Genomic DNA, 21,217 nt, shown 5'->3' with positions numbered 1-21,217 from the left:
GGTCCGGCAGCAGCCGCGCCGACGGCATCGCCGATATTCGCTCCCCGCTGTGATGCGGCGGCCGATACGCCGAGACGGGCGGTGCGATGTCCGGGGCGTACGCACCGCAACCCGGGCACACCAGAGCCCCGTTGAGGGTGCGACGGCATTGGTAGCAGTAGTCCATTTTTTCGGCTTATGGCTTTCTGTGCTGCTGCAGGCCGGCTGACCGCAAAACGCTAACAGCACTTACCGAAGGCCCTGCGGGGCAGTTGTGAGGCTTTGGAAAAGATCCCCCTCCCAATTCCGGCGAAGTCGGCGCCAAGCAGATGAAGGACGGCGCGGGTCAGCCGCGCTCGCGGGCGTAGTGCAGCAGCACGACGCCGTTCCCGAAGGTGCGGGTCTCGACGAGCCGGAGATCCGCCTGGCGATCGGCGCCGGCGAAGAGCCGCCTGCCCTCGCCGATCAGCACCGGGTGCACGTAGATCAGGTACTCGTCGATGAGGTCGTGTGCGGCGAAGGAGGCGGCCAAGTCGGCGCCGCCCAGCATGAGATCACCGCCGGGCTCGGCCTTGAGCGCCTCGATCTGCGCGGGCACGACCTCGCGGACGACCGTGGTGTTCCCGCCGGGGCTCTCCAGCGTCCGCGAGTAGACGATCTTGGGCATCTCCCGCCAGATACGGGCGAATTCCTTGACGGTTTCCGGACTCTCCGGGTCCTCGTCAGCGGTCGGCCAGTATTCGTCCATGAGTTCGTATGTGACGCGGCCGTCGAGAAATGCGCCCATGGTGGCGAGGTGCGCATTGAAGTAGCTGTGCAGTTCATCGTCCACGCGGTTCCAGTCGAGCTCCCGGTTCGGCCCCTCCATGAAACCGTCGAGCGATACCGACATCATCATGAGGATTTTTCGCATCGGAGTGTGCCCTTCTCCTGGATCGGCGTACTTCTCCTGTCGGCGAAATTGTGCCGCGCGGGTCCGACAACGGGCCGTCACCAGCGGTTTCGACGCGCACGATAGGCTCGGACGCACCAGAACTGCAGCAGGAGGGGGCGGCCCGGGTGCACGATCAGGCGCGGATCCAGGACGAGACGGTCGGCGGCTACCTGGACCGGCTGGCCGCCCGGTCGCCTGCCCCCGGCGGCGGAGCGGCGGCCGCGCTGCACGCGGCCCAGGGCGCCGCCCTGCTGGGCATGGTGGCCCGCTACACCACCGGCGCGAAGTACGCGGCCCAGGCCGAGGCCATCGCGCGGATCACCGCCGAGAGCGACGAGTTGCGGGCGGCGGCACTGGACCTGGCCGCGGCCGACGCGGCGGCCTTCACCGCCGTCACGGACGCCTACGCCCTGCCGCGCGCGGACGACGGGCAGAAGGCGGCCAGGTCGGCCGCCATCGCCACCGCCCTGGCCGGGGCCGCCCGGCCGCCGGCCGACGTCATCGGCGTGGCACGGCGGATCGTCGCCCTCGCCGAGGAACTGCTGCCGATCGGCAACCCGAACGTCGTCACGGACGTGGCGGCCGCCGCGGAGGCGGCCAGGGCCGCGGCGACCACCGCCCGGGTGAACGTCGAGATCAACCTCGGCGGCATCAGGTCCGCGGACACCCGCGCGGACCTGACCGGGGCCGTCTCCGACGTGGACTCCCTGGCCGGGCGGGCCGCGGAAGTGACCGAGTCGGTCCGCAGGACCCTGAACCGATGACCCGAGGAGTCGCCGCAATGACCGACACGGTTTCGCTCACCGGCGCCGCACGGGCCGCCGCCCTGCGGGACGAGGCGCAGGCGATCGCGCAGGAGCTGGGGCGGGCGCACGGCGTGCAGCCGCGGCTGGTGGTCGTCGTGGCGACCGAGGACGAGAGCACCGCCTGGTACGTGCGGTCGATCACCCGGGCCGCGGGGAAGGCCGGCATCGCCTGCGACACGGTGACGCTGCCCGCGGACGCGGAAGCCGGCACGATCCGCAAGCAGCTGGCGGAGCTGAGCGCCGACCCCGACGTGCACGGCGTGATCCTCCAGACGCCGCTGCCGCCCGGCACGTCCGCCGCCGACCTGGCCGGGGCCATCGCGCCGGGCAAGGACGTCGACGGCGCGAACCCGCTGAGCCTGGGCCGGCTGGCCGCGGGCCTGCCCGCCTTCGCCCCGGCCACCGCGGAGGCCGTCGTCAGCCTGCTGGACGCGCACGGTATCGGGCTGGCCGGGCGGTCCGTCGCGGTCGTCGGCCGCTCCACCGTCGTCGGCAAGCCGCTCGCGCACCTGCTGCTCGACCGCGACGCGACGGTGACCGTGTGCCATTCGCGCACCGCCGACCTGGCCGCCGCGACCCGCACCGCGGACATCGTGGTGGCCGCGGCAGGCCGCGCCGGGCTGATCACCGCCGACCACCTCGCCCAGGGCGCCGTCGTGGTGGATGTCGGCACCAACCCCACCGAGGACGGCGGCCTGACCGGCGACGTGGACGCGGAGTCGGTGGCAGGCCGGGCCGCCGCCCTGTCCCCGGTGCCCGGCGGCGTCGGCCCGGTCACCACCGCGCTGCTCCTCCAGCACACCGCGCTGGCCGCGCAACGGGCGGTCGCCGCGCACCAGTGACATCTGTCATGGGTCAGTACGGACGGACGGCTCTGCCGCCCTCCCCCGGCCACCGGCGATGCTCATGCCATGGCACTCACCGAGGCAGTACGCACCCGCGACAGCAAGTCCGCCGACAGCAAGGCCACTGACAGCACGGCCGCTGACAGCACGGCTCTCGCGCAGGGCGAAGCCGCCGTACATGGTGACGCCGCGGTACATGGCGACGCCGCCGTCCACACTGACGGCGCCGCCGCCGGCTTCCGCCCGGTCCCGGTGTGGTTCTTCGCCTTCGAAGGCCTGATGGGCGCGTCCTACGACATCGTCAAGTCCTCCCCGCACGCGTGGATCTTCATCGCCGCGTCCGTCGCCGTGAACATCGTGCTGGCCCGCACCGTCCTGCGCGGGCGGCTCAAGATGGCCAAGGCGATGCTCAAGGGCAAGCGCACCCGCAAGATCGCGGCAGGCCTGATCGCGCTGCGGATGGGCGTGCATGTCGCGCTGGGCGCGGCCGGCATGCAGGCGACCTCGGGTCCGGCGCACATTGCGCTGGCCGTCGTCATGTGCGCGTCCACCGTCGCGCTGCTGGCCTTCGACCAGCGGGTGATGCTGCGGGCGCTCGCGGCGGCCTGAGCCCCGCGGCGGCGCGGACGCACCCGCGGGCGTACTGGCGTACGTACCGCGGAAGCCGCCGCATATGCTGCGCAGGACCCCAGCGCGCCACCCGAGAGGCAGCACGACATGAGCACCCGTACCGCAGTGGTCACCGGCGCGAGCAGCGGCATCGGTGCCGCCACCGCCCGCAGGCTGGCCGAGGCCGGTTTCCACGTCGTGCTCACCGCCCGCCGCGTGGAGCGGCTCGACGTCCTGGCCGAGGAGCTGACCGCCGCCGGCAGCAGCGTGGCCGTCCACGCCCTCGACGTGACCGACAGGGCCGCCGTGGACGCCTTCGCGGCCGGCCTGGACGCCTACCCGCCGGTGCACGTGCTGGTGAACAACGCGGGCGGCGCGCTCGGCGCCGACCCGGTCGCCACCGCCGACCCCGCCGACTGGCGGACGATGTTCGAGGTGAACGTGCTCGGCGTGCTCAACGTCACGCAGGCCCTGCTGCCCGCGCTCAGCTCGTCGGGCGACGGCACCATCGTCGTGCTGTCCTCGACCGCCGGCCTGGCGACGTACGAGGGCGGCGGCGGCTACGTGGCCGCCAAGCACGGCGCCCATGTCATCGCCGAGACGCTGCGGCTGGAGCTGAGCGGCCACCCGGTGCGGATCATCGAGATCGCCCCCGGCATGGTCAAGACCGACGAGTTCGCCCTCACCCGCTTCCGCGGCGACGCGGGCCGCGCCGAGGCGGTCTACGCCGGCGTGGCCGAGCCGCTGACCGCGGACGACGTCGCCGACACCGTGGCGTGGGCCGTGACCCGCCCGGCCCACGTGAACGTCGACCTGCTGGTGCTGCGCCCGCGCGCCCAGGCGTCCAACTACAAGGTGCACCGCGAGCAGTAGCCGTCACACCTCCGGGTGAACTCCTGGCGCACCGTCAACTTCCGTCCCCTGCGGGGGTTAGCGGTGCACCGGGATCGGGAACCATGTCCGCGTCGGTCTTCGCGCGTAGACCCGCACGGCACCCGTTCCCGTCCCCCGTGGACCAGCCCCGGCCCGCCCCTCGCGACCGGGGCCTCGTCCGCGCACGTCCGGAGGTTCGCTCATGCGCATCCGCCTGGCACTCCCCCTCGCCGCGGCCGCCCTGTCCCTGCCCGCCGTCCTCGCCGCCGCCGCACCGGCCGGCGCCGCCCCCGCCGACAAGGCCCAGGTGCTCAGCAGCTGGACCCAGACCAGCGCGAGCAGCTACAACACGTGGCTCGCCGCCCGCAACAACCAGGCCGCCTGGTCCGCCTACGGCTTCGACTGGTCGACCGACTACTGCTCGGACTCCCCCGACAACCCGCTCGGCTTCCCCTTCAAGACCGCCTGCGCCCGGCACGACTTCGGCTACCGCAACTACAAGAAGGCCGGCACCTTCGACGCGAACAAGGCCCGCCTGGACAACATGCTCTACGCCGACCTCAAGCGGGTCTGCGCCGGCTACTCGGGCGCGACGAAGACCGCGTGCGACTCCACCGCGTGGACGTACTACCACGCGGTGGACATCTTCGGCTCCGCGACACCGGCGCGCAGCGCCGCCTGATCCTGATCCGCCCGGCGGGCCGGGGCCGTTGCCGCGGCTCCGGCCCGCCGGTGGCCCGCCCGTCAGCTGTGCGCGACGGTGAGCGCGTAGAAGGCGACGCGCGCGCCGTTGGTGGTGCTGTCGGACGAGGACTGGTTGTAGGAACCGGCCTTGAAGTACTGCTTGTACGGGTTGAACGACGACGGGATGGCGTAGTGCGTCGTGCTCCCGTTGACCGTCAGGTCGATGGTGTTGCCGCCGGACACGCCGATCGTGTAGTTCCACGTGCTGCCGACCCCGACATGCCCCACGGTGTGCGTGGTCTGGCCGCCGTCAGGGGAGTTCTCCACGCCCGCGACGATGTCCCCGTTGGAGTGGTAGTACAGCTCGATCAGCGGCTTGGTCGAGGTGCCGCCCGAGCCGAGGTGGATCTGCCCGACGCACACGTTGGAGGTCACGGAGACCACCCGCAGCGTCGCGTTCATCCGGTGGGTGCCGGCCAGCGACCAGTCCGCCGCGCTGCCGTCGGTGTTCATCTCACGCAGCTCGGAGCGGGCGTAGTTGGAGTTCGGCGTCGTGACGCCCTTCTCCGGCGCCCAGAAGGTCATGGCGCCGTCCGACCCGTCGGTGTAGAAGTACGAGTCCTGGTAGCCGCCGGCGCCCTGCAGCCGCGACGACGAGATCGTGGTGGGCGAGCCGGGCGAGCCCACCGGCTCCTGCAGCTGCCACACCGACAGGTTGAAGTTCCCGCCGGGCGCCACCCCGGTGTTCAGCCCGCCGGACGGCGGCGTCGAGCCGCCGGGCAGCGTCCACTTCTGGTTGGCCGCGCCGGTGCACGTCCATATCTGCAGCTGGTTGCCGTTGGCGGAGGACTGGTCGGTCGCGTCCAGGCACTTGCCCGAGCCGGTGTTGACCAGCGCGCCGTTGCTGACGGTCCACTGCTGGGCCGCGGTGCCGTTGCAGTCGTACAGCTGCACCTTGGCGCCGCTGGCCGTCGAGGCGGCCGTCACGTCCATGCACTTGCCCAGCGCCCGAACCGAGTTGTCGGAGTTCCCGACCGTCCAGCTCTGCGCGGTCGTCCCGTTGCAGTCGTAGAGCTGCACGTGCGCGCCGTTGGCGCTGGACGCGGCAGCCACGTCCACGCACTTCCCGCCGAGCCCGCTGATCGGCCCCGCGGTCGCGGCCGAGGCACTGCCCGAGCCCAGCACGCCGAACGCGCCGACGACGCCCGCGGCGCCGACCGCCGCGAGCACTTTCACACGCCATGTCATGTGGGGGTCCTTAAGCCTAGAAGTCTGGTCTAGTCCAAAGGGTGCGCCCCAGTTGAATAACACGGCCTCAGGTCGCCGTCAATGAATCGGCCGCAACTGCGCACCGCCGCGCCCGCGTCTAAACTGACGTCGTCTCAGATGAGTCGGTCAGTCCTCGCGTGCCGCGCACGCAGGTGGGGGGATGGTCAACGATGTCCGGTGGCACGAGCGGGAGCGGTCCGAGCGGCAGCAGTGCCTCCTCGGCCCGCCCGGTGGGCCAGGTGCTGGCGATCGCCGCGGGGGCCTTGGGGGTGGTCGCGGCCGTCGTGACGATCCTGAGCTACGCGGGGGTCGGCCCGTGGCACCCGTTCGGAGCGGGGTCCTCCGACCTGGGAGGGCGATTACCGACGCCGCCCGGGCAGTCGGCGCCCGCCACCCCGCCGTCGACAGCCGCCGCCCCCTCGACACCCGCCGAACCCACCCCGTCCGACAGCGACGCCGGCACCTGCGCCAGTGACCCGCAGTCCGACGCCAACGGCCTGAACTGCCCGTCGGCGATCATCTGGAACCCCCAGGTGCTGAAGCCCGGCTGGCACGTCGACAGCCCCGCGGGCGCCACCCTCACCCTGCAGGACGGCACGCTGGTGACCGCGGACCCGGCCGGCAACCCGGTGTGGGACGCGCAGTTCGACTCCGGCTGCACCGAGCCCGTCGTGACCTTCGAGCGCTTCAACATCACAGCGGCGTCCTCCGACGCGCTGTCCTGCTGGGACGCGGGCCTGACCGAGCGGGCTCCCGACCAGTACGACTACCCGCACCTGAGCGTCCAGGTCGAGGACACCGGTCACCTGTGCGTGATCTGGAGCCTCGATCCCCCCACCCGCCTCCCGGCGAACGTCGAGGACGACCCCGGGTCCGTGCCCCACGACTTCTCCGCCCGCTGCTACTACGGCACGGGCGTCCTGGACGACTTCGTCGACATCCCCGAGTCCACGAGCTGACCTCCCGGCCCGCCCGCCCGCGCCGGGGCGGGCGGCCCCGACCGGGCGCCGGGAGGACTCAGCCCTTGACGCAGACGACCTGCTTGAGCTTGGCCACCACCTCGACCAGGTCGCGCTGCTGGTCGATGACCTTCTCGATCGGCTTGTACGCGCCCGGGATCTCGTCCACGACGCCCGCGTCCTTGCGGCACTCCACACCGCGGGTCTGCTCCTCCAGGTCGCGGGTGGAGAAGCGCTTCTTCGCCGCGGTGCGGCTCATCTTGCGGCCGGCGCCGTGGGAGGCCGAGTTGAAGGCCGCGGTGTTGCCCAGACCGCGGACGATGTACGAACCCGTGCCCATCGAGCCGGGGATGATGCCGTAGTCGCCGGAGCCCGCGCGAATCGCGCCCTTGCGGGTGACCAGCAGGTCCATGCCGTCGTAGCGCTCCTCGGCCACGTAGTTGTGGTGGCAGGAGATGACCTGGTCGAAGGTGACCCGGGCCTTCTTGAACTCCTTGCGCACCACGCCCTGGAGCAGGGCCATCATCAGGGCGCGGTTGCGCTTGGCGTATTCCTGCGCCCAGAACAGGTCGTTGCGGTAGGCGGCCATCTGCGGGGTGTCCGCGACGAAGACGGCCAGGTCGCGGTCGACCAGGTCCTGGTTGTGCGGGAGCTTCTGCGCCACGCCGATGTGGAACTCGGCCAGCTCCTTGCCGATGTTGCGCGACCCGGAGTGCAGCATCAGCCAGACATTACCGGACTCATCGAGACATACCTCCAAGAAGTGGTTGCCCGACCCCAGTGTCCCGATCTGCTGGGCTGCGCGCTCCGCACGGAAGTGCACCGCCTCGGTGAGCCCGTCGAACCGTGCCCAGAAGTCGTCCCAGCCGGCACCCGGCGCGCCCTGGACCTGGTCCGGGGTCACCGGGTCGCGGTGGAGGCCGCGGCCGACGGGGATGGCCTGCTCGATCCGGCTGCGCAGGTGGGACAGGTCGCCCGGGAGGTCGTTCGCGGTCAGCGAGGTCTTCACCGCGCTCATGCCGCAGCCGATGTCGACGCCGACGGCGGCCGGGCAGACGGCGCCGTGCATGGCGATGACCGAGCCGACCGTGGCGCCCTTGCCGTAGTGGACGTCGGGCATCACCGCCAGGCCCTTGATCCAGGGCAGCGTCGAGACGTTGCGGAGCTGCTGCATCGCGCCGCCTTCGACGGTGGACGGGTCGGCCCACATGCGGATCGGCACCCGGACGCCGGGCACTTCTGTGTACGACATGACTGCCCCCCGGGCATCGTTTTTCGGAGACAAGGGGACGAAACGACACAATCGCCGGATTCGTCGAATATGGCAACGCGTCAGCTGATAAACCCACCCCAGCGGGCGGTTTCTGCGAGGCGTGCGGTAGACATTGTGTCCAGGGTTCGCTCAAGCGCGCCAAGGAATTACCGCAGCGGGTCCACCGGCGTACGCCGTCCGGTCGAATCCATCGCATTCCGGGCGCATTCCGATCGAGAGGCGGCACGTGAGGCAAGGGCTCCGCGCAGCGCGGTCCAAGCGAAGGCCGCCGGTCGCGTTCTGCGCACTGGCGCTGGCGCTCGCGGTCGGCGCGCTCAGCGCCTGCACGGGCGGCGGCACGAACAGCACGGCGAACGACGGCAAGTCCGCCCAGCTGCCCTACGGCGGCACGATCTCCCCCGCACCGCCCGGCAAGTACAAGACGCTGCCGCAGCCGTGTGCCGCGGTCGACCTGGACACGCTCAAGGCGCTGGTGCCCGGCGGTACCGACTACGCGGGGACGGAGTCGCTGACGTACGACACCGACCGCCGGGTCGGGTGCAGCTGGAAGGCGACGGCGCCCGACGGGCGCAGCCGCGCGCTGACGATCGACATGGAGCGGGTCGTGTCGTACGACCCGGCGGTGAGCGACGAGGTGGAGGCGAACTCGGACTTCGCCGACCTGGCGGACGCCGCGTCGATCCCCACGCTGCCGCCGCCGGGCACGACGCCGACGACGACCCCGCCGACCACCCCGACGACGGGCTCGGACGGCGGCACACCGCCGACCGGTGCGGGCGGCAGTAGCCAGGACCTGTCGCCGCGGCAGCTGCCGGATGTGGGAAACGCCGCATTCATCAACGACGTGCACTCGACGTCGAAGGGCACCGCCCGCCGCGTGGTGACGCTGGTCTTCCGTACCGCGAACGTCGTGGTGAGCATCCGCTACTCACAGTCCTCGCCTGCCGCCACTCCGCCACCTCAGAGCGTTGACCTGCAAGGCGGCGCCCAGAGGGTGGCCAGCCAGCTGGAGCACAGGGTCGAGGGCTGACCGGCGGGCGGCACGGCCGCCCGCGGCGGACCCCTTAGGGTGGAGGGCCGACCGGCCCCCGCCCCCGCGGCGGACGGCCGGGCGCGTCCGCGCAGCAGCAGCCCGACACACGAGGACTGGACCCATGGAACGACGACGACGCACCGCACGTCCGGCCCTGCTGCTCGCCTGCGCCGTGGCGGTCCCCGCGATGCTGCTCGCCGGCTGCTCCTCGGGCGGCGGCTCGGGCTCCGACGACTCCGCGAGCAGCGCGGCCGCCACGCCGACGACCCCGGCGATCGCCCCGGCGAAGTACGGCACGCTGCCGGGCGGCTGCGCGACGCTGGGCAAGACGACGGTCGCCGCGCTGGTCCCCAAGGTGAAGGCCTCGGGCGGCACTCCCGCGCAGTCCGAGGACGCCAAGGCCCGTGCGGGCTGCTCGTGGACCGGCAACGGCTCGGACGGCTACCAGTACCGCTGGCTTTCCGTGACCCTGCAGCGCTTCAGCTCGACGCCGACCGAGTCGGCCGAGCAGCAGGCCAAGGACCGCTTCACCGACCAGGTCGGGCAGCTCGGCAAGGCTCCGGGCGCGAGCACGTCCGCCGTGGCCAAGATCGGCGACCAGGCCAGTTCGACCACGGTGAAGGCCACCGTCGCCAAGGTGACGTCGCAGAACAGCACGCTGGTGACGCGGGTCGGCAACGTCGTGGTGATCGTCGAGTACAACGGCGCCGGGCTCGAAGGCAAGAAGAACCCGTCGGCGACGACGGTGCGGGCCGGTGCGGAACGGGCCGCCAAGGACGCCGTCCTGGCGGTCGTCGGCGCCAACGGCTGACGGCGGCGGGCCGCCGCGGGCGGCCCGCGGCGGCGAACACGTAACAAACGCTGCCCCGCCCGTCCGTAATCCATCAGCAATCCGTACGTTTGTCCGGCGGAGCGGCCGTCGGGGCGCCGTTGCCGTATGGCAGTCTGGGGCGGCCAGTTGCCGAGCGGCAGGAGGGGTCGCGGGTGGCCGCGATACGTTTGACCCGGACACACCGGATATTGGTCGGGGTGGTCATCTCCGGTGCCGTGATCATCGCCGGCATCGGCTTCGCCGGCTCCTACGCCGCCGTGCGCGCCCTCGCCCTGGACAAGGGCTTCGGCTGGTTCGCGAACGTCTTCCCGATCGGCGTCGACGCGGGCATCGTCGTCCTGCTGTCGCTGGACCTGCTGCTGACCTGGCTGCGCATCCCCTTCCCGCTGCTGCGGCAGACGGCGTGGCTGCTGACGGCCGCCACGATCGCCTTCAACGGCGCCGCGGCCTGGCCGGACCCGCTGGGCGTGGGCATGCACGCGATCATCCCGGTGCTGTTCGTGGTGTCGGTGGAGGCCGCGCGGCACGCGATCGGCCGGGTCGCGGACATCACCGCGGACAAGCACATGGAGGGCGTCCGCTTCACCCGCTGGCTGCTCGCGCCGTTCCCGACCTTCCGGCTGTGGCGGCGGATGAAGCTGTGGGAGCTGCGGTCGTACGAGGAGGTCATCAGGCGCGAGCAGGACCGGCTGGTCTACCGGGCCAGGCTGCGGGCGCGGTACGGCGTCGCGTGGCGCCGCAAGGCCCCGGTCGAGGCGATCATGCCGCTGCGGCTGGCGAAGTACGGCGTGCCGCTGACCGAGACCGCGGACGCCGGCCTCGCGGCGGCGGGCATCGAACCGCACGCGCCGGCCAAGGAGTTGACGGCGGCGCCGGAGCCCGCCGTGGCGGCAGCCGAGCCGGCGCCGCAGGCCGCGACGGCAGCGCAGGCCGCGCAGGCCGCGGAGGCAGGGGAGCCGGAGGACGTTCCGGAGCCGCTGTATGCCGAGCAGGTCTACGGGCACCAGTACGACCCGCGGTACGACCCGCACTTCGATCCCCGGTACGACCCGCGGTACGACCCCAGGTACGCCTACGACCAGCAGCAGATGCAGCAACAGCAGCAGTGGCAGGGCGCCCCGCACAACAGCCCGTGGTTCGCGGCCCAGCAGGGCTACATCGAGGAGCAGCAGTACCCGGCGCAGCAGCAGGAAGCTTTCCCCGAGCCGGAGCCGGAGCCCGCGGGGCAGGTGCGGGTTCCGGCAGGACCGAACCGCACCCGCCCGCTGGGCGGCGCCGCGGCGGTGAACGGCGCGAACGGGGTCAACGGCACCCACGCCCGGACGATCCCGGGTCCGCGGGCCGAGGAGTTCCCGGCGCAAGGCCCGGTCCCGGTCCAGGTCCAGGAGCAGCCCCAGGCGCCCGTCCAGGAGCAGCCGCCGGTCCAGGCGGCCGAGCCCGAGCCGGCGGCCGAGCCCGAGGCCGTGCCGGAGCCGGGGCTCGACATCCCCGAGGGCGTCTCGGTGGAGGAGGCCTACTTCGCCGCGTACCGCCAGTACGTGCGCGAGCAGGGCCACTTCCCCAACGCCCGACAGTTCGCCCGCTATCTGCCCGGCCTCTACGGGGGCACCGCGCCCGAGGAGCGGCATCTGGTCCCGTCGATCCGCGACATGCGCTACCGCTTCCAGTCGGAGGCCGACACCGAGAACATCCCGTAGGCCGCCGGGCGGGACTCAGGACGGGGAACGGCCCGGGTGGACGGTGTGTCCACCCGGGCCGTTGCCGTACCGACGGGCGTCAGCCCGGGCTGCGGGTCAGCCGCCGGCGCCCAGCAGGGTCCGCACCCGGTCCTGGCCCACCGCGAGCAGCAGGGTCGGCAGCCGGGGGCCGGTGTCCCGGCCGACGAGCAGCTCGTAGAGCAGAGCGAAGAACGACCGCTGCGCCACCTTCAGCTCGGGGGTCGGCTTGGCGTCCGGGTCCAGCCCTGCCTGCACCTTGGGCACCGCGTAGACCAGTGTCGTCAGGCCGTCGAGCGACCAGTGCGAGCCGAGCCCGTCGACCAGCAGCTTCAGCGCGCCCCGCTCGCCGTCGTCGAGTGCGACGAGCCGTTCGGCGTCGGGCTCGGCCCGCACCACGGTCCGCTGCTCGGCGGGCACCTGGCTGGAGATCCACGCCTCGGCCCGGTCCAGGCGCGGCCGCACCTCGTCCAGCGCTGCCAGCGGCCGGTCGGGCTCCAGCTCCGACAGGATGCGCAGCGTCTGCTGCTCGGCGCCGGCGGTGATGTCGGCGACCGAGGCCAGCGTCCGGTACGGCAGCGGCCTGGGCGTCCGCGGCAGCTCGCCGGCGGCGGTGCCGGCCGCACGGGCGTACGCGGCGACGTCGGCGGGCAGCGCGATGCCCTCCCCGACCTTGCGGGTCAGCGCGTCCCACTCGTCGTAGAGCCGCTGGATCTCCTGGTCGAAGGCGATCTTGAAGGACTGGTTGGGGCGGCGGCGGGCGTAGAGCCAGCGCAGGATCTGCGGCTCCATGATCCGCAGCGCGTCGGCCGGTACCGGCACCCCGCCCTTGGACGAGGACATCTTCGCCATCCCGGAGATCCCGACGAAGGCGTACATCGGCCCGATCGGCTGCTTGCCGCCGAAGATCGGCCCGACGATCTGCCCGCCGACCTGGAAGGACGACCCCGGCGAGGAGTGGTCGACGCCGGACGGCTCGAAGACGACGCCCTCGTAGGCCCAGCGCATCGGCCAGTCGACCTTCCAGACCAGCTTGCCGCGGTTGAACTCGCTGAGCAGCACGGTCTCGCCGTGCCCGCAGGCGCAGGTGTACGTCAGCTCGGTCGTCTCGTCGTCGTACGAGGTGACCGTGGTGAGGTCCTTGCCGCACTCGCCGCAGTAGGGCTTGTAGGGGAAGTACCCGGCCGCGCTGCCGCTGCCGTCGTCCTCCTCCGCGGCGCCCGAGCCCTCTTCGGCGGCCAGCTCCGCGTCGTCGACCGGCTTCTGGGACTGCTTGGCCGGCGCCTTCTTCGTGCGGTACTGCGCAAGGATCGCGTCGATGTCGGCGCGGTGCCGCATGGCGTGCAGGATCTGCTCGCGGTAGGTCCCCGCTGTGTACTGCGCGGTCTGGCTGATGGGGTCGTACTCCACGCCCAGCTCGTCCAGCGCCGCCGACATCTGCGCCTTGAAGTGCTCCGCCCAGTTCGGGTACGGGGAACCGGCGGGTGCGGGCACCGACGTCAGCGGCTTGCCGATGTGCTCGGCCCAGGAGTCGTCGACGCCCTCGACGCCGTTCGGCACCTTGCGGTAGCGGTCGTAGTCGTCCCAGGAGATCAGGTGGCGCACAGCGATGCCGCGCCGCCTGATCTCGTCGGCGACCAGGTGCGGGGTCATGACCTCGCGGAGGTTGCCCAGATGGATCGGCCCTGAGGGGCTGAGCCCGGACGCGACGACAACGGGTTTCCCGGGTGCGCGGCGCTCCGACTCGGCGATGACGTCGTCCGCGAAACGGGAGACCCAGTCGGTCTCGGTGCTGCTGCCGGCCACGGCTCTTCCTTCCTGGTCTGCGGGGGCGGCTCCTGAGGCTCCCCGACGGCTCCAGTCTCCCAGACGCGCACCCTCCGCCCGGCCACCCTGTGGACAACTCCGCGAGGCGCCCCGCCCCTGTGGATAACCCGCTCGCCGATGTCGTCGCGCATGGGAGACTGGAGGCTCGCAGCCACGTGGCGCGACCACGTGCTGCACCTCCACGATCCCGACACACGAAACGGCACCTCCATGGCCTCGGTCGCTTCCCTTTCCGCCTCGCTCCAGCAGCGTGTCTCGGCCGCCCTCGCGGCGGCCGTGCCGTCGGCCACCGGCGCCGACCCGCTGCTGCGACGAAGCGACCGGGCGGACTTCCAGGCCAACGGGGTGCTGGGCCTGGCCAAGCGGCAGAAGACCAACCCGCAGGCGCTCGCCGCCGAGGTCGTCGCGGCGCTGCCCGCGTCAGGCGGCGGCGGGGACGACACGATCGCCGCGGTCGAGGTGTCGGGTCCCGGCTTCCTCAACATCACCGTGGCCGACGCCGCCATCACCCGGAATCTGGCCGCGCGGGCCGCCGACGACCGGCTCGGGGTGCCGGTCAAGGAGCACCCGGGCGTCACGGTGGTGGATTACGCGCAGCCGAATGTGGCCAAGGAGATGCACGTCGGCCACCTGCGGTCCTCGGTGATCGGCGACGCGATCGTGAAGATCCTGGAGTTCGGCGGCGAGCAGGTCGTCCGCAGGCACCACATCGGCGACTGGGGCACCCAGTTCGGCATGCTCGTGCAGTACCTGATCGAGCACCCGCACGAGCTGGACCACAGCGCAGGCGAGGGCGACACCGGCGAGGCGTCGATGTCCAGGCTCGACCGGACCTACAAGGCGTCGGGCGCGCTGTTCAGGTCCGACGAGGCGTTCAAGGAGCGGGCCAGGCGGCGGGTGGTGGACCTGCAGGCAGGAGACCCGGAGACGGTCGCCCTGTGGCAGCGGTTCGTGGACGAGTCGAAGATCTACTTCGACTCGGTCTACCAGAAGCTGGACATCGAGATCCGCGACGAGGACATCGTCGGCGAGTCCGGTTACAACGACATGCTGGTGGAGACCTGCGACCTGCTGGAGAAGTCCGGCGTCGCGGTGTGGTCGAACGGCGCGCTGTGCGTCTTCTTCGACGACATCAAGGGCAAGGACGGCGAGCCGGTCCCGCTGATCGTCCGCAAGACCGACGGCGGCTTCGGCTACGCGGCCACCGACCTGTCCGCGATCCGCAACAGGACCGGCGACCTGCACGCCGACACCCTGCTCTACGTGGTCGACGTCCGGCAGTCGCTGCACTTCCGGATGGTCTTCGAGACCGCCAGGCGGGCCGGCTGGCTGACCGACGAGGTCACCGCGCGGCACCTGCCGTTCGGCACCCTGCTGGGCAAGGACGGCAAGCCGTTCAAGACCAGGGCCGGCGAGAGCGTCAAGCTGGAGGACCTGCTGGACGAGGCGGTGCAGCGGGCCACCGCCGTGGTCAGGGAGAAGGGCGAGAAGATCGGCCTGACCGAGGAGGAGATCACCGCCAACGGCGTCCAGGTCGGCATCGGCGCGGTGAAGTACGCCGACCTGTCCACCTCGCTGGGCCGGGACTACGTCTTCGACCTCGACCGGATGGTCTCGCTCAACGGCGACACCAGCGTCTACGTGCAGTACGCCTACGCGCGGACGCGGTCGATCTTCCGCAAGGCCGCGGAGGGGCAGCAGGCCGCCGCGCACCCCGAGCTGGCCCTCGAACCGGCCGAGCGGGCGCTCGGCCTGCACCTCGACGCGTTCGGCGACACCCTCGCCGAGGTCGCCGGGGTGTACGAGCCGCACCGGCTGGCGTCGTACCTCTTCCAGCTCGCGTCGCTGTTCACCACCTTCTACGAGCAGTGCCCGGTGCTCACCGCCGACGGCGGCCAGGCCCAGGTGGAGAACCGGCTGTTCCTGTGCGACCTGACCGCCCGCACCCTGCGGCAGGGCCTCGGGCTGCTCGGCATCCGCACCCCCGAGCGGCTCTGAGGCCGGCGCCCGCGACGTCCATACCGGCCCGCACCGGGCCGTCCCGCCCGCCCGCCGTACGCCCGGCGGGCGGGTGGTCGCCACCTGTGGTCCGATAGTGGGTACGGCAAGGGCGGCACCGAGACGGGCGGACGGGCACGTGACGGATCCGGAGATCGACTACCGGGCGGTCTACAACAGGCTGCCCGCCGGTATCGCGCTGCTGACCCCCGAGCTGTGCTACGCCGACGCCAACGAGGCGTATCTGCTGCTCGCCGGCCGCCCCCTGCGTGACCTCGTCGGGAAGTACATCTTCGACGCCTTCCCCGACAGCCCGCAAAGGGCGCACACGGTGAACGGCCCGACCACCCTCGGCGCCTCCCTGCGGCATGTGCTCGACACTCGCGAGCGCGACAGCCTCGCCCTCCAGCGCTACGACGTCGAGCGGCCCGACCGCCCCGGCACGTACGAGGAGCGCTACTGGAGCACGATCAACACCCCGATCCTCGACAGCGCAGGCGAGGTCGTACTGATCGCGCACCGGGTGGAGGAGGTCACCGCCTTCATGCAGACCAAGGGCGAGGGCGCCCCCAACAACAGGCTGCAGGCCGAGGTGTACATGCGGGCCCGCGAGCTGCAGGAGATCAACGAGCGGATGCGCGCGGCGCACGCCCGCGAGCGCGAGGTCGCCCTCACCCTGCAGTCGGCACTGCTGCCGGCGCCCCGCCCGGTCGGCCACCGGGCCGCGGTGCGCTACCAGCCCGCGGTCAGCGCGCTCAACGTGTGCGGCGACTGGTACGACCTGGTGGACCTGCCGGACGACCGCACCGCGGTCGCCGTCGGTGACGTCGTCGGCCACGGGCTGACCGCCGCCTGCGTGATGGGCCAGCTCAGGAGCGCGCTGAGCGCCGCCTCCCGGGTCACCGACGGACCCGCGGACGCGCTCAACGTCCTCGGGCTCTACGCCAGGTCCGTCGAGGGCGCCGAGTCCACCACGGTGGTCAAGGCCTTCATCGACTGGTCCGGCCGCACCATCACGTACAGCAACGCGGGGCACCCGCCGGCCGCGCTGCTGCACCCCGACGGCACGGTGGAGTTCCTCGACCAGGCCACCGATCCGCCGCTCGGCGCCCGCCCGCACCACCAGTCCCGCCCGCAGGCGTCCGTCGGCTTCACCGCCGGCTCCACGCTGGTGCTCTACACCGACGGCCTGATCGAGCGCCGCCGCGAGGACATCGACGTGGGCCTGGCCCGGCTGGCGTCGACGCTGAGCCGGAACCCGCGGTCGGACCCGGACACCCTGGCGGACACCCTGCTCGCCGAGCTGATCCCGCCGACCGGTGCCACCGACGACACCGCCCTGGTCGTCCTGCGGCTCTGATTACCGCAAACCCGGCATGCCGCGCCGCCCGCCGGGCAGCAGACGCCCGGAAGGATGTCCGCACCCCGTCCAGGCACGATAGTTTGTTCCCGCACGTGTCCATTTCACGTGTGACGTGACGCAGGACATGGACGCGGACGGGCGAAGCCAGCAGGATGCGGGCTGCTGTCGCCATATCCCGTGCTTCCCGTCGAAGCCGCCCGAGCGGCCGTCGAAGCGGTCGAGTAGAAGGCAGGACCCAGCGAATGACCTCACCCGTGGACGAGGGCCGGCTCCTCCCCAGGCAGGCCGCGGTGCCGATGCCCGAGCCCGAGCCGCTCGACGAGTCGAGCGTGCGTCCGGCACGTCCGGCGCCTCCGGTGTCACGTCGCCCCGGCAAGCGCCGGCTCTATGTCCTCGACGGGCTGCGGCTGGTGGCGGCGCTGATGGTGGTGATGTACCACTACGTCGGCTACAACCGCACGTTCAACTGGGGCAAGAACACCGCGGTGGTGTTCCCCACCGCGCACCGCTTCGCCATTTACGGCTGGCTCGGCGTCTACCTCTTCTTCCTGATCAGCGGGTTCGTGATCTGCATGTCCTGCTGGGGGCGCACGCCACGGCAGTTCATGGTGTCGCGTTTCGTCCGCCTCTACCCGGCGTACTGGGTGGCGCTGATCCTGACGTCGGCCGTGCTGTGGCTGCGCCCCGGCGGATCCAAGCTGCGGCTCACGGACGTGCTGACCAACGCGACCATGGTCCAGGAGGGCCTGGGCGTCGGCAACGTGGACGGCGTGTACTGGTCGCTGTGGGCTGAGCTGCGCTTCTACCTGCTGTTCGCGGTCGTCGTCGTCATGGGCCTCACCTACCGCCGGGTGATCAGCTTCTGCATCATATGGATGGTCGCCGCCGTCTTCGCCGAGCAGACCCACAACGACCTCGTGACGATGGTCGCCGACCCCGACTCCGCGGCCTTCTTCATCGGCGGCGTCGCCATCTACCTGATGTACCGCTTCGGGTCGCGTCCTGAGTTGTGGCTGCTGATCGTCGCGAGCTGGCTCCTGGGGCAGTTCCAGATGGACGGCCTCGTCTCGCACGCCTCAAGCGTCGCCAAGAACCACATCTCCTGGACGCTGTCGATGGTCCTGGTGACGTCCTTCTACCTCGTCGTCATCGCCTCGGCCCTCGGCAAGCTGGACTTCTTCAACTGGCGCTGGCTCACGGTCGCGGGTGCGATGACCTACCCGCTGTACCTGATCCACGAGGCCACCGGCTGGGAGATCATCCGGCACGCCCGCGGGCACGTCTCGCCGTACCTGCTGCTGGGCAGCCTCACCGCCGGGATGCTGGTCCTCGCGTACCTCATCCACCGGCTCATCGAGCAGCCCGCTTCCCGCTGGCTCAAGAACTGGCTGACCCCGGCGCCCCCGGCCAAGCCCTCCTCGCCCGCGGCCTGAGACGCACAGCGCCGCCCGGGCATCGGCCCGGGCGGCGCAGGGTTTTTCAGGGGCTTCAGGGGCCTGGAACGGGCTCCAGAGGCTTACAGGCGGTGTGCGACCTCCGTCGCCCAGTACGTGAGGATCATGTTCGCGCCGGCGCGGCGGATCGAGGTCAGCGCCTCCATGATGGCGCGGTCGCGGTCGATCCAGCCGTTCGCCGCCGCGGCCTCGACCATCGCGTACTCACCCGAGATCTGGTAGGCCGCCACCGGCACGTCCACGGCGTCTGCGACCTTGCGCAGCACGTCCAGATACGGCAGAGCGGGCTTGACCATCACCATGTCGGCGCCCTCGGCGAGGTCGAGGGACAGCTCGCGCATCGACTCGCGGAAGTTCGCCGGGTCCTGCTGGTAGGTCTTGCGGTCGCCCTTGAGCGAGGAGTTCACGGCCTCGCGGAAGGGGCCGTAGAAGGCGGAGGCGTACTTCGCGGTGTAGGCCAGGATCGCCACGTCCTGCCGGCCGATCTCGTCCAGGGCGTCGCGCACGACGCCGACCTGGCCGTCCATCATCCCCGACGGGCCGACCACGTGGACGCCCGCGTCCGCCTGGACCTGGGCCATCTCCGCGTAGCGCTCCAGGGTGGCGTCGTTGTCGACCCGGCCCTCGGCGTCCAGGACACCGCAGTGGCCGTGGTCGGTGAACTCGTCCAGGCACAGGTCGGACATGACGACGAGCGCGTCGCCGACCTCCTCGACGACGTCCCTGATCGCGAGCTGCAGGATGCCGTCCGGCTCCGTGCCCTGGCTGCCGACCGCGTCCTTGACCTCGGGCACGCCGAACAGCATGATCCCGCCGACGCCGGCGGTCGCCGCCTCGACGGCGGCCTTGCGCAGGGTGTCGCGGGTGTGCTGGTAGACGCCTGGCATCGAGGAGATCGCCCGCGGCTCGCTGATGCCCTCCCGTACGAACGCCGGCAGGATCAGCTCCGCGGGGTTCAGTCGGGTTTCTGCGACCAGGCGTCGCATCGCCGGGGTGCTGCGCAGCCGTCGCGGCCGCGCCCCGGGGAACTCACCGTAGCTCACCATTCCTCCACGGTACGCCCGCCCGGGGCATGCTCTTCCCGACGCCCAGTCGGCGCCCAGTCCGCCCCCGCAGGGGCGCCGCCCGCGTCAGACGCGGGCGCGGCGGCGGGCGCCGGGGCGGCGCTCGCTGGGCCGGGTGACGGGGTCGCCGGCGACGGTGGCGGCCTCGCGGCGGGCGACGCCGAAGTCGGCGAGTGCCTGGGCGAGGGCGTGCACCGACGGCTCGGGCGCCATGACGTCGACCCGCAGCCCGTGCTCCTCCGCCGTCTTGGCCGTCGCGGGGCCGATGCAGGCGATCACGGTGACGTTGTGCGGCTTGCCCGCGATGCCGACCAGGTTGCGCACGGTGGAGGACGAGGTGAAGAGCACCGCGTCGAACCCGCCGCCCTTGATGGCCTCGCGGGTGTCGGCCGGCGGCGGCGAGGCGCGCACCGTCCGGTAGGCGGTGACGTCGTCGACCTCCCAGCCCAGCTCGACCAAGCCGGCCACCAGCGTCTCGGTGGCGATGTCGGCGCGCGGCAGGAAGACCCGGTCGATCGGGTCGAAGACCGGGTCGTACGGCGGCCAGTCCTCCAGCAGACCGGCTGCGGACTGCTCGCCGCTGGGCACGAGGTCGGGCTTGACGCCGAACTCGACCAGCGACTGCGCGGTCTGGTCGCCGACCGCGGCGACCTTTATCCCGGCGAAGGCACGGGCGTCGAGGCCGTACTCCTCGAACTTCTCCCGCACGGCCTTGACCGCGTTGACCGAGGTGAAGGCGATCCACTCGTAGCGCCCGGTGACCAGGCCCTTGACGGCGCGCTCCATCTGCTGCGGGGTGCGCGGCGGCTCCACCGCGATGGTCGGCACCTCGTGCGGCACCGCCCCGTAAGAACGCAGCTGGTCGGAGAGCGACGCGGCCTGCTCCTTGGTCCGCGGCACGAGCACCCGCCAGCCGAACAGCGGCTTGGTCTCGAACCACGACAGGTGCTCGCGCTGGCCGGCCCGCTCACCGACCACGGCTATGGCCGCGATCGGGCCCTCGGGCGTGGGCAGCGCCTTGGTCGCCTTCAGCTCGGCGGCGATGGTGGCCAGCGTCGCGGTCCAGGTGCGCTGCCGGGTGGTGGTGCCGGCGACGGTCACCGACAGCAGGGTGTCGGGCTTGCGGCCCGAGCCGATCAGCTCGGCGGCGGTCGCGGCGACGGTCTGCAGCGTCGTGGAGACCACCAGGGTGGCGTCGCTGGCGCCGACCTCGCTCCAGCACCGGTCGGACGCGGTGGCCGCGTCCACGAAGCGCACGTCGCCGCTGAGCGGCACACCGGCGTAGGCAGGCACGCCCACCGCGCTGGCGATGCCGGGCACGACCTCGAAGGGGATGCCCGCACGGGCGCAGGCCAGCATCTCGGCGGCGGCACAGGAGTCGAGTCCGGGGTCGCCGACCACCGCACGTACCACCCGCTTGCCGGTGCGCGCGGACGCCATGACAAGCTGTGAAGCGGCGTCGGCAATGGCGGTGGTGTCCAACACCTCGCCGTCCACGGCCGGTTCCGCCGTGTTCACGTCCGCGCGGGCGTGGGTGCGGACGACGTCGAGCACGGGCCTGTCGCCGACCAGCAGGTCGGCCAGGGCGAGCGCCTCGACGGCACGCAGGGTCAGCAGCCCGGGGTCACCGGGCCCGGCACCCAGGAAGGTGACGTGACCGGTGGCGGACCGCCCGGCGGAGCCGGGACTTGCGGTGGTGC

The 21,217-nt window shown here is 71.9% G+C and carries 19 protein-coding genes; 12 read left to right on the top strand and 7 right to left on the bottom strand.

The window, feature by feature from the left end; all coding sequences use genetic code 11:
• The coding region (locus NFU81_RS41505; protein WP_422665372.1) for an SCO2400 family protein at window positions 1-166 on the bottom strand (166 nt) is incomplete at its 3' end.
• Between the two features lie 159 nt (window positions 167-325).
• Window positions 326-892 carry a dihydrofolate reductase family protein gene (locus NFU81_RS34980; RefSeq protein WP_251499428.1) on the bottom strand — a complete coding sequence of 189 codons (567 nt, stop codon included), beginning with the start codon at window positions 890-892 and terminating at the stop codon, window positions 326-328.
• 146 nt (window positions 893-1,038) lie between these two features.
• Here NFU81_RS34980 and NFU81_RS34975 point away from each other — a divergent pair, with 146 nt between their 5' ends.
• From NFU81_RS34975 to NFU81_RS34955, 5 genes are all read left to right on the top strand, one after another.
• Window positions 1,039-1,677, top strand: a complete 639-nt coding sequence (locus NFU81_RS34975; protein WP_251499425.1) for a cyclodeaminase/cyclohydrolase family protein — start codon at window positions 1,039-1,041, stop codon at window positions 1,675-1,677.
• Between the two features lie 17 nt (window positions 1,678-1,694).
• Window positions 1,695-2,561, top strand: coding sequence for a bifunctional 5,10-methylenetetrahydrofolate dehydrogenase/5,10-methenyltetrahydrofolate cyclohydrolase (locus tag NFU81_RS34970; RefSeq protein WP_251499423.1), 867 nt, complete (start codon window positions 1,695-1,697; stop codon window positions 2,559-2,561).
• 69 nt (window positions 2,562-2,630) lie between these two features.
• The gene (locus tag NFU81_RS34965; protein WP_251499420.1) at window positions 2,631-3,173 is read left to right on the top strand and encodes a hypothetical protein; all 543 of its coding nucleotides are present in this window, start codon (window positions 2,631-2,633) and stop codon (window positions 3,171-3,173) included.
• Between the two features lie 108 nt (window positions 3,174-3,281).
• Window positions 3,282-4,046, top strand: a complete 765-nt coding sequence (locus tag NFU81_RS34960) for an SDR family NAD(P)-dependent oxidoreductase (RefSeq protein ID WP_251499418.1) — start codon at window positions 3,282-3,284, stop codon at window positions 4,044-4,046.
• Between the two features lie 202 nt (window positions 4,047-4,248).
• Window positions 4,249-4,728, top strand: a complete 480-nt coding sequence (locus tag NFU81_RS34955; RefSeq protein ID WP_251499416.1) for a phospholipase — start codon at window positions 4,249-4,251, stop codon at window positions 4,726-4,728.
• A 62-nt stretch (window positions 4,729-4,790) separates the two neighbouring features.
• On the opposite strand, the gene NFU81_RS34950 is transcribed toward NFU81_RS34955, so the two are convergent.
• Window positions 4,791-5,978 carry a polysaccharide lyase family 7 protein gene (locus tag NFU81_RS34950; RefSeq protein ID WP_251499413.1) on the bottom strand — a complete coding sequence of 396 codons (1,188 nt, stop codon included), beginning with the start codon at window positions 5,976-5,978 and terminating at the stop codon, window positions 4,791-4,793.
• 191 nt (window positions 5,979-6,169) lie between these two features.
• Here NFU81_RS34950 and NFU81_RS34945 point away from each other — a divergent pair, with 191 nt between their 5' ends.
• Window positions 6,170-6,958, top strand: coding sequence for a hypothetical protein (locus NFU81_RS34945; RefSeq protein WP_251499411.1), 789 nt, complete (start codon window positions 6,170-6,172; stop codon window positions 6,956-6,958).
• A gap of 58 nt (window positions 6,959-7,016) precedes the next feature.
• On the opposite strand, the gene NFU81_RS34940 is transcribed toward NFU81_RS34945, so the two are convergent.
• Window positions 7,017-8,210 (bottom strand): RtcB family protein, encoded by a 1,194-nt coding sequence (locus tag NFU81_RS34940; RefSeq protein WP_251499409.1) that lies wholly within the window; start codon window positions 8,208-8,210, stop codon window positions 7,017-7,019.
• 247 nt (window positions 8,211-8,457) lie between these two features.
• Here NFU81_RS34940 and NFU81_RS34935 point away from each other — a divergent pair, with 247 nt between their 5' ends.
• From NFU81_RS34935 to NFU81_RS34925, 3 genes are all read left to right on the top strand, one after another.
• Window positions 8,458-9,261: a DUF3558 domain-containing protein gene (locus tag NFU81_RS34935; protein WP_251499406.1), complete on the top strand. Its 804-nt coding sequence runs from the start codon at window positions 8,458-8,460 to the stop codon at window positions 9,259-9,261.
• 124 nt (window positions 9,262-9,385) lie between these two features.
• Window positions 9,386-10,075 (top strand): DUF3558 domain-containing protein, encoded by a 690-nt coding sequence (locus tag NFU81_RS34930; protein WP_251499404.1) that lies wholly within the window; start codon window positions 9,386-9,388, stop codon window positions 10,073-10,075.
• Between the two features lie 173 nt (window positions 10,076-10,248).
• The gene (locus NFU81_RS34925; RefSeq protein ID WP_251499402.1) at window positions 10,249-11,793 is read left to right on the top strand and encodes a DUF2637 domain-containing protein; all 1,545 of its coding nucleotides are present in this window, start codon (window positions 10,249-10,251) and stop codon (window positions 11,791-11,793) included.
• A gap of 96 nt (window positions 11,794-11,889) precedes the next feature.
• Here NFU81_RS34925 and lysS read toward each other — a convergent pair whose 3' ends face one another.
• Window positions 11,890-13,617 carry a lysine--tRNA ligase gene (gene lysS, locus NFU81_RS34920; RefSeq protein ID WP_251499401.1) on the bottom strand — a complete coding sequence of 576 codons (1,728 nt, stop codon included), beginning with the start codon at window positions 13,615-13,617 and terminating at the stop codon, window positions 11,890-11,892.
• Between the two features lie 231 nt (window positions 13,618-13,848).
• Between lysS and argS the strand changes: the two genes are divergently transcribed.
• From argS to NFU81_RS34905, 3 genes are all read left to right on the top strand, one after another.
• Window positions 13,849-15,636, top strand: a complete 1,788-nt coding sequence (argS, locus tag NFU81_RS34915; protein WP_251499432.1) for an arginine--tRNA ligase — start codon at window positions 13,849-13,851, stop codon at window positions 15,634-15,636.
• Window positions 15,637-15,775: 139 nt separating this feature from the next.
• Window positions 15,776-16,996, top strand: a complete 1,221-nt coding sequence (locus tag NFU81_RS34910) for a PP2C family protein-serine/threonine phosphatase (RefSeq protein WP_251499399.1) — start codon at window positions 15,776-15,778, stop codon at window positions 16,994-16,996.
• A gap of 245 nt (window positions 16,997-17,241) precedes the next feature.
• Window positions 17,242-18,432 carry an acyltransferase family protein gene (locus NFU81_RS34905; protein WP_251499396.1) on the top strand — a complete coding sequence of 397 codons (1,191 nt, stop codon included), beginning with the start codon at window positions 17,242-17,244 and terminating at the stop codon, window positions 18,430-18,432.
• A gap of 83 nt (window positions 18,433-18,515) precedes the next feature.
• On the opposite strand, the gene hemB is transcribed toward NFU81_RS34905, so the two are convergent.
• Both hemB and NFU81_RS34895 read right to left on the bottom strand, forming a co-directional pair.
• Window positions 18,516-19,499: a porphobilinogen synthase gene (hemB, locus tag NFU81_RS34900; protein ID WP_251499392.1), complete on the bottom strand. Its 984-nt coding sequence runs from the start codon at window positions 19,497-19,499 to the stop codon at window positions 18,516-18,518.
• 84 nt (window positions 19,500-19,583) lie between these two features.
• The gene (locus NFU81_RS34895) at window positions 19,584-21,161 is read right to left on the bottom strand and encodes a bifunctional uroporphyrinogen-III C-methyltransferase/uroporphyrinogen-III synthase (protein ID WP_251499430.1); all 1,578 of its coding nucleotides are present in this window, start codon (window positions 21,159-21,161) and stop codon (window positions 19,584-19,586) included.
• Window positions 21,162-21,217 lie beyond the last annotated feature (56 nt).

This window comes from Actinacidiphila cocklensis, assembly GCF_907177275.1.
GTDB lineage: Bacteria > Actinomycetota > Actinomycetes > Streptomycetales > Streptomycetaceae > Actinacidiphila > Actinacidiphila cocklensis.
This window is presented reverse-complemented; position numbering and strand designations above follow the sequence as displayed.

Bases quoted from the DNA above. Each gene is read 5' to 3' on its own strand.
- NFU81_RS34980 (WP_251499428.1), bottom strand. From the start codon at position 892: ATGCGAAAAATCCTCATGATGATGTCGGTATCGCTCGACGGTTTCATG.
- NFU81_RS34970 (WP_251499423.1), top strand. From the start codon at position 1,695: ATGACCGACACGGTTTCGCTCACCGGCGCCGCACGGGCCGCCGCCCTG.
- NFU81_RS34965 (WP_251499420.1), top strand. From the start codon at position 2,631: ATGGCACTCACCGAGGCAGTACGCACCCGCGACAGCAAGTCCGCCGAC.
- NFU81_RS34960 (WP_251499418.1), top strand. From the start codon at position 3,282: ATGAGCACCCGTACCGCAGTGGTCACCGGCGCGAGCAGCGGCATCGGT.
- NFU81_RS34955 (WP_251499416.1), top strand. From the start codon at position 4,249: ATGCGCATCCGCCTGGCACTCCCCCTCGCCGCGGCCGCCCTGTCCCTG.
- NFU81_RS34950 (WP_251499413.1), bottom strand. From the start codon at position 5,978: ATGACATGGCGTGTGAAAGTGCTCGCGGCGGTCGGCGCCGCGGGCGTC.
- NFU81_RS34945 (WP_251499411.1), top strand. From the start codon at position 6,170: ATGTCCGGTGGCACGAGCGGGAGCGGTCCGAGCGGCAGCAGTGCCTCC.
- NFU81_RS34940 (WP_251499409.1), bottom strand. From the start codon at position 8,210: ATGTCGTACACAGAAGTGCCCGGCGTCCGGGTGCCGATCCGCATGTGG.
- NFU81_RS34930 (WP_251499404.1), top strand. From the start codon at position 9,386: ATGGAACGACGACGACGCACCGCACGTCCGGCCCTGCTGCTCGCCTGC.
- argS (WP_251499432.1), top strand. From the start codon at position 13,849: ATGGCCTCGGTCGCTTCCCTTTCCGCCTCGCTCCAGCAGCGTGTCTCG.
- NFU81_RS34905 (WP_251499396.1), top strand. From the start codon at position 17,242: ATGACCTCACCCGTGGACGAGGGCCGGCTCCTCCCCAGGCAGGCCGCG.
- hemB (WP_251499392.1), bottom strand. From the start codon at position 19,499: ATGGTGAGCTACGGTGAGTTCCCCGGGGCGCGGCCGCGACGGCTGCGC.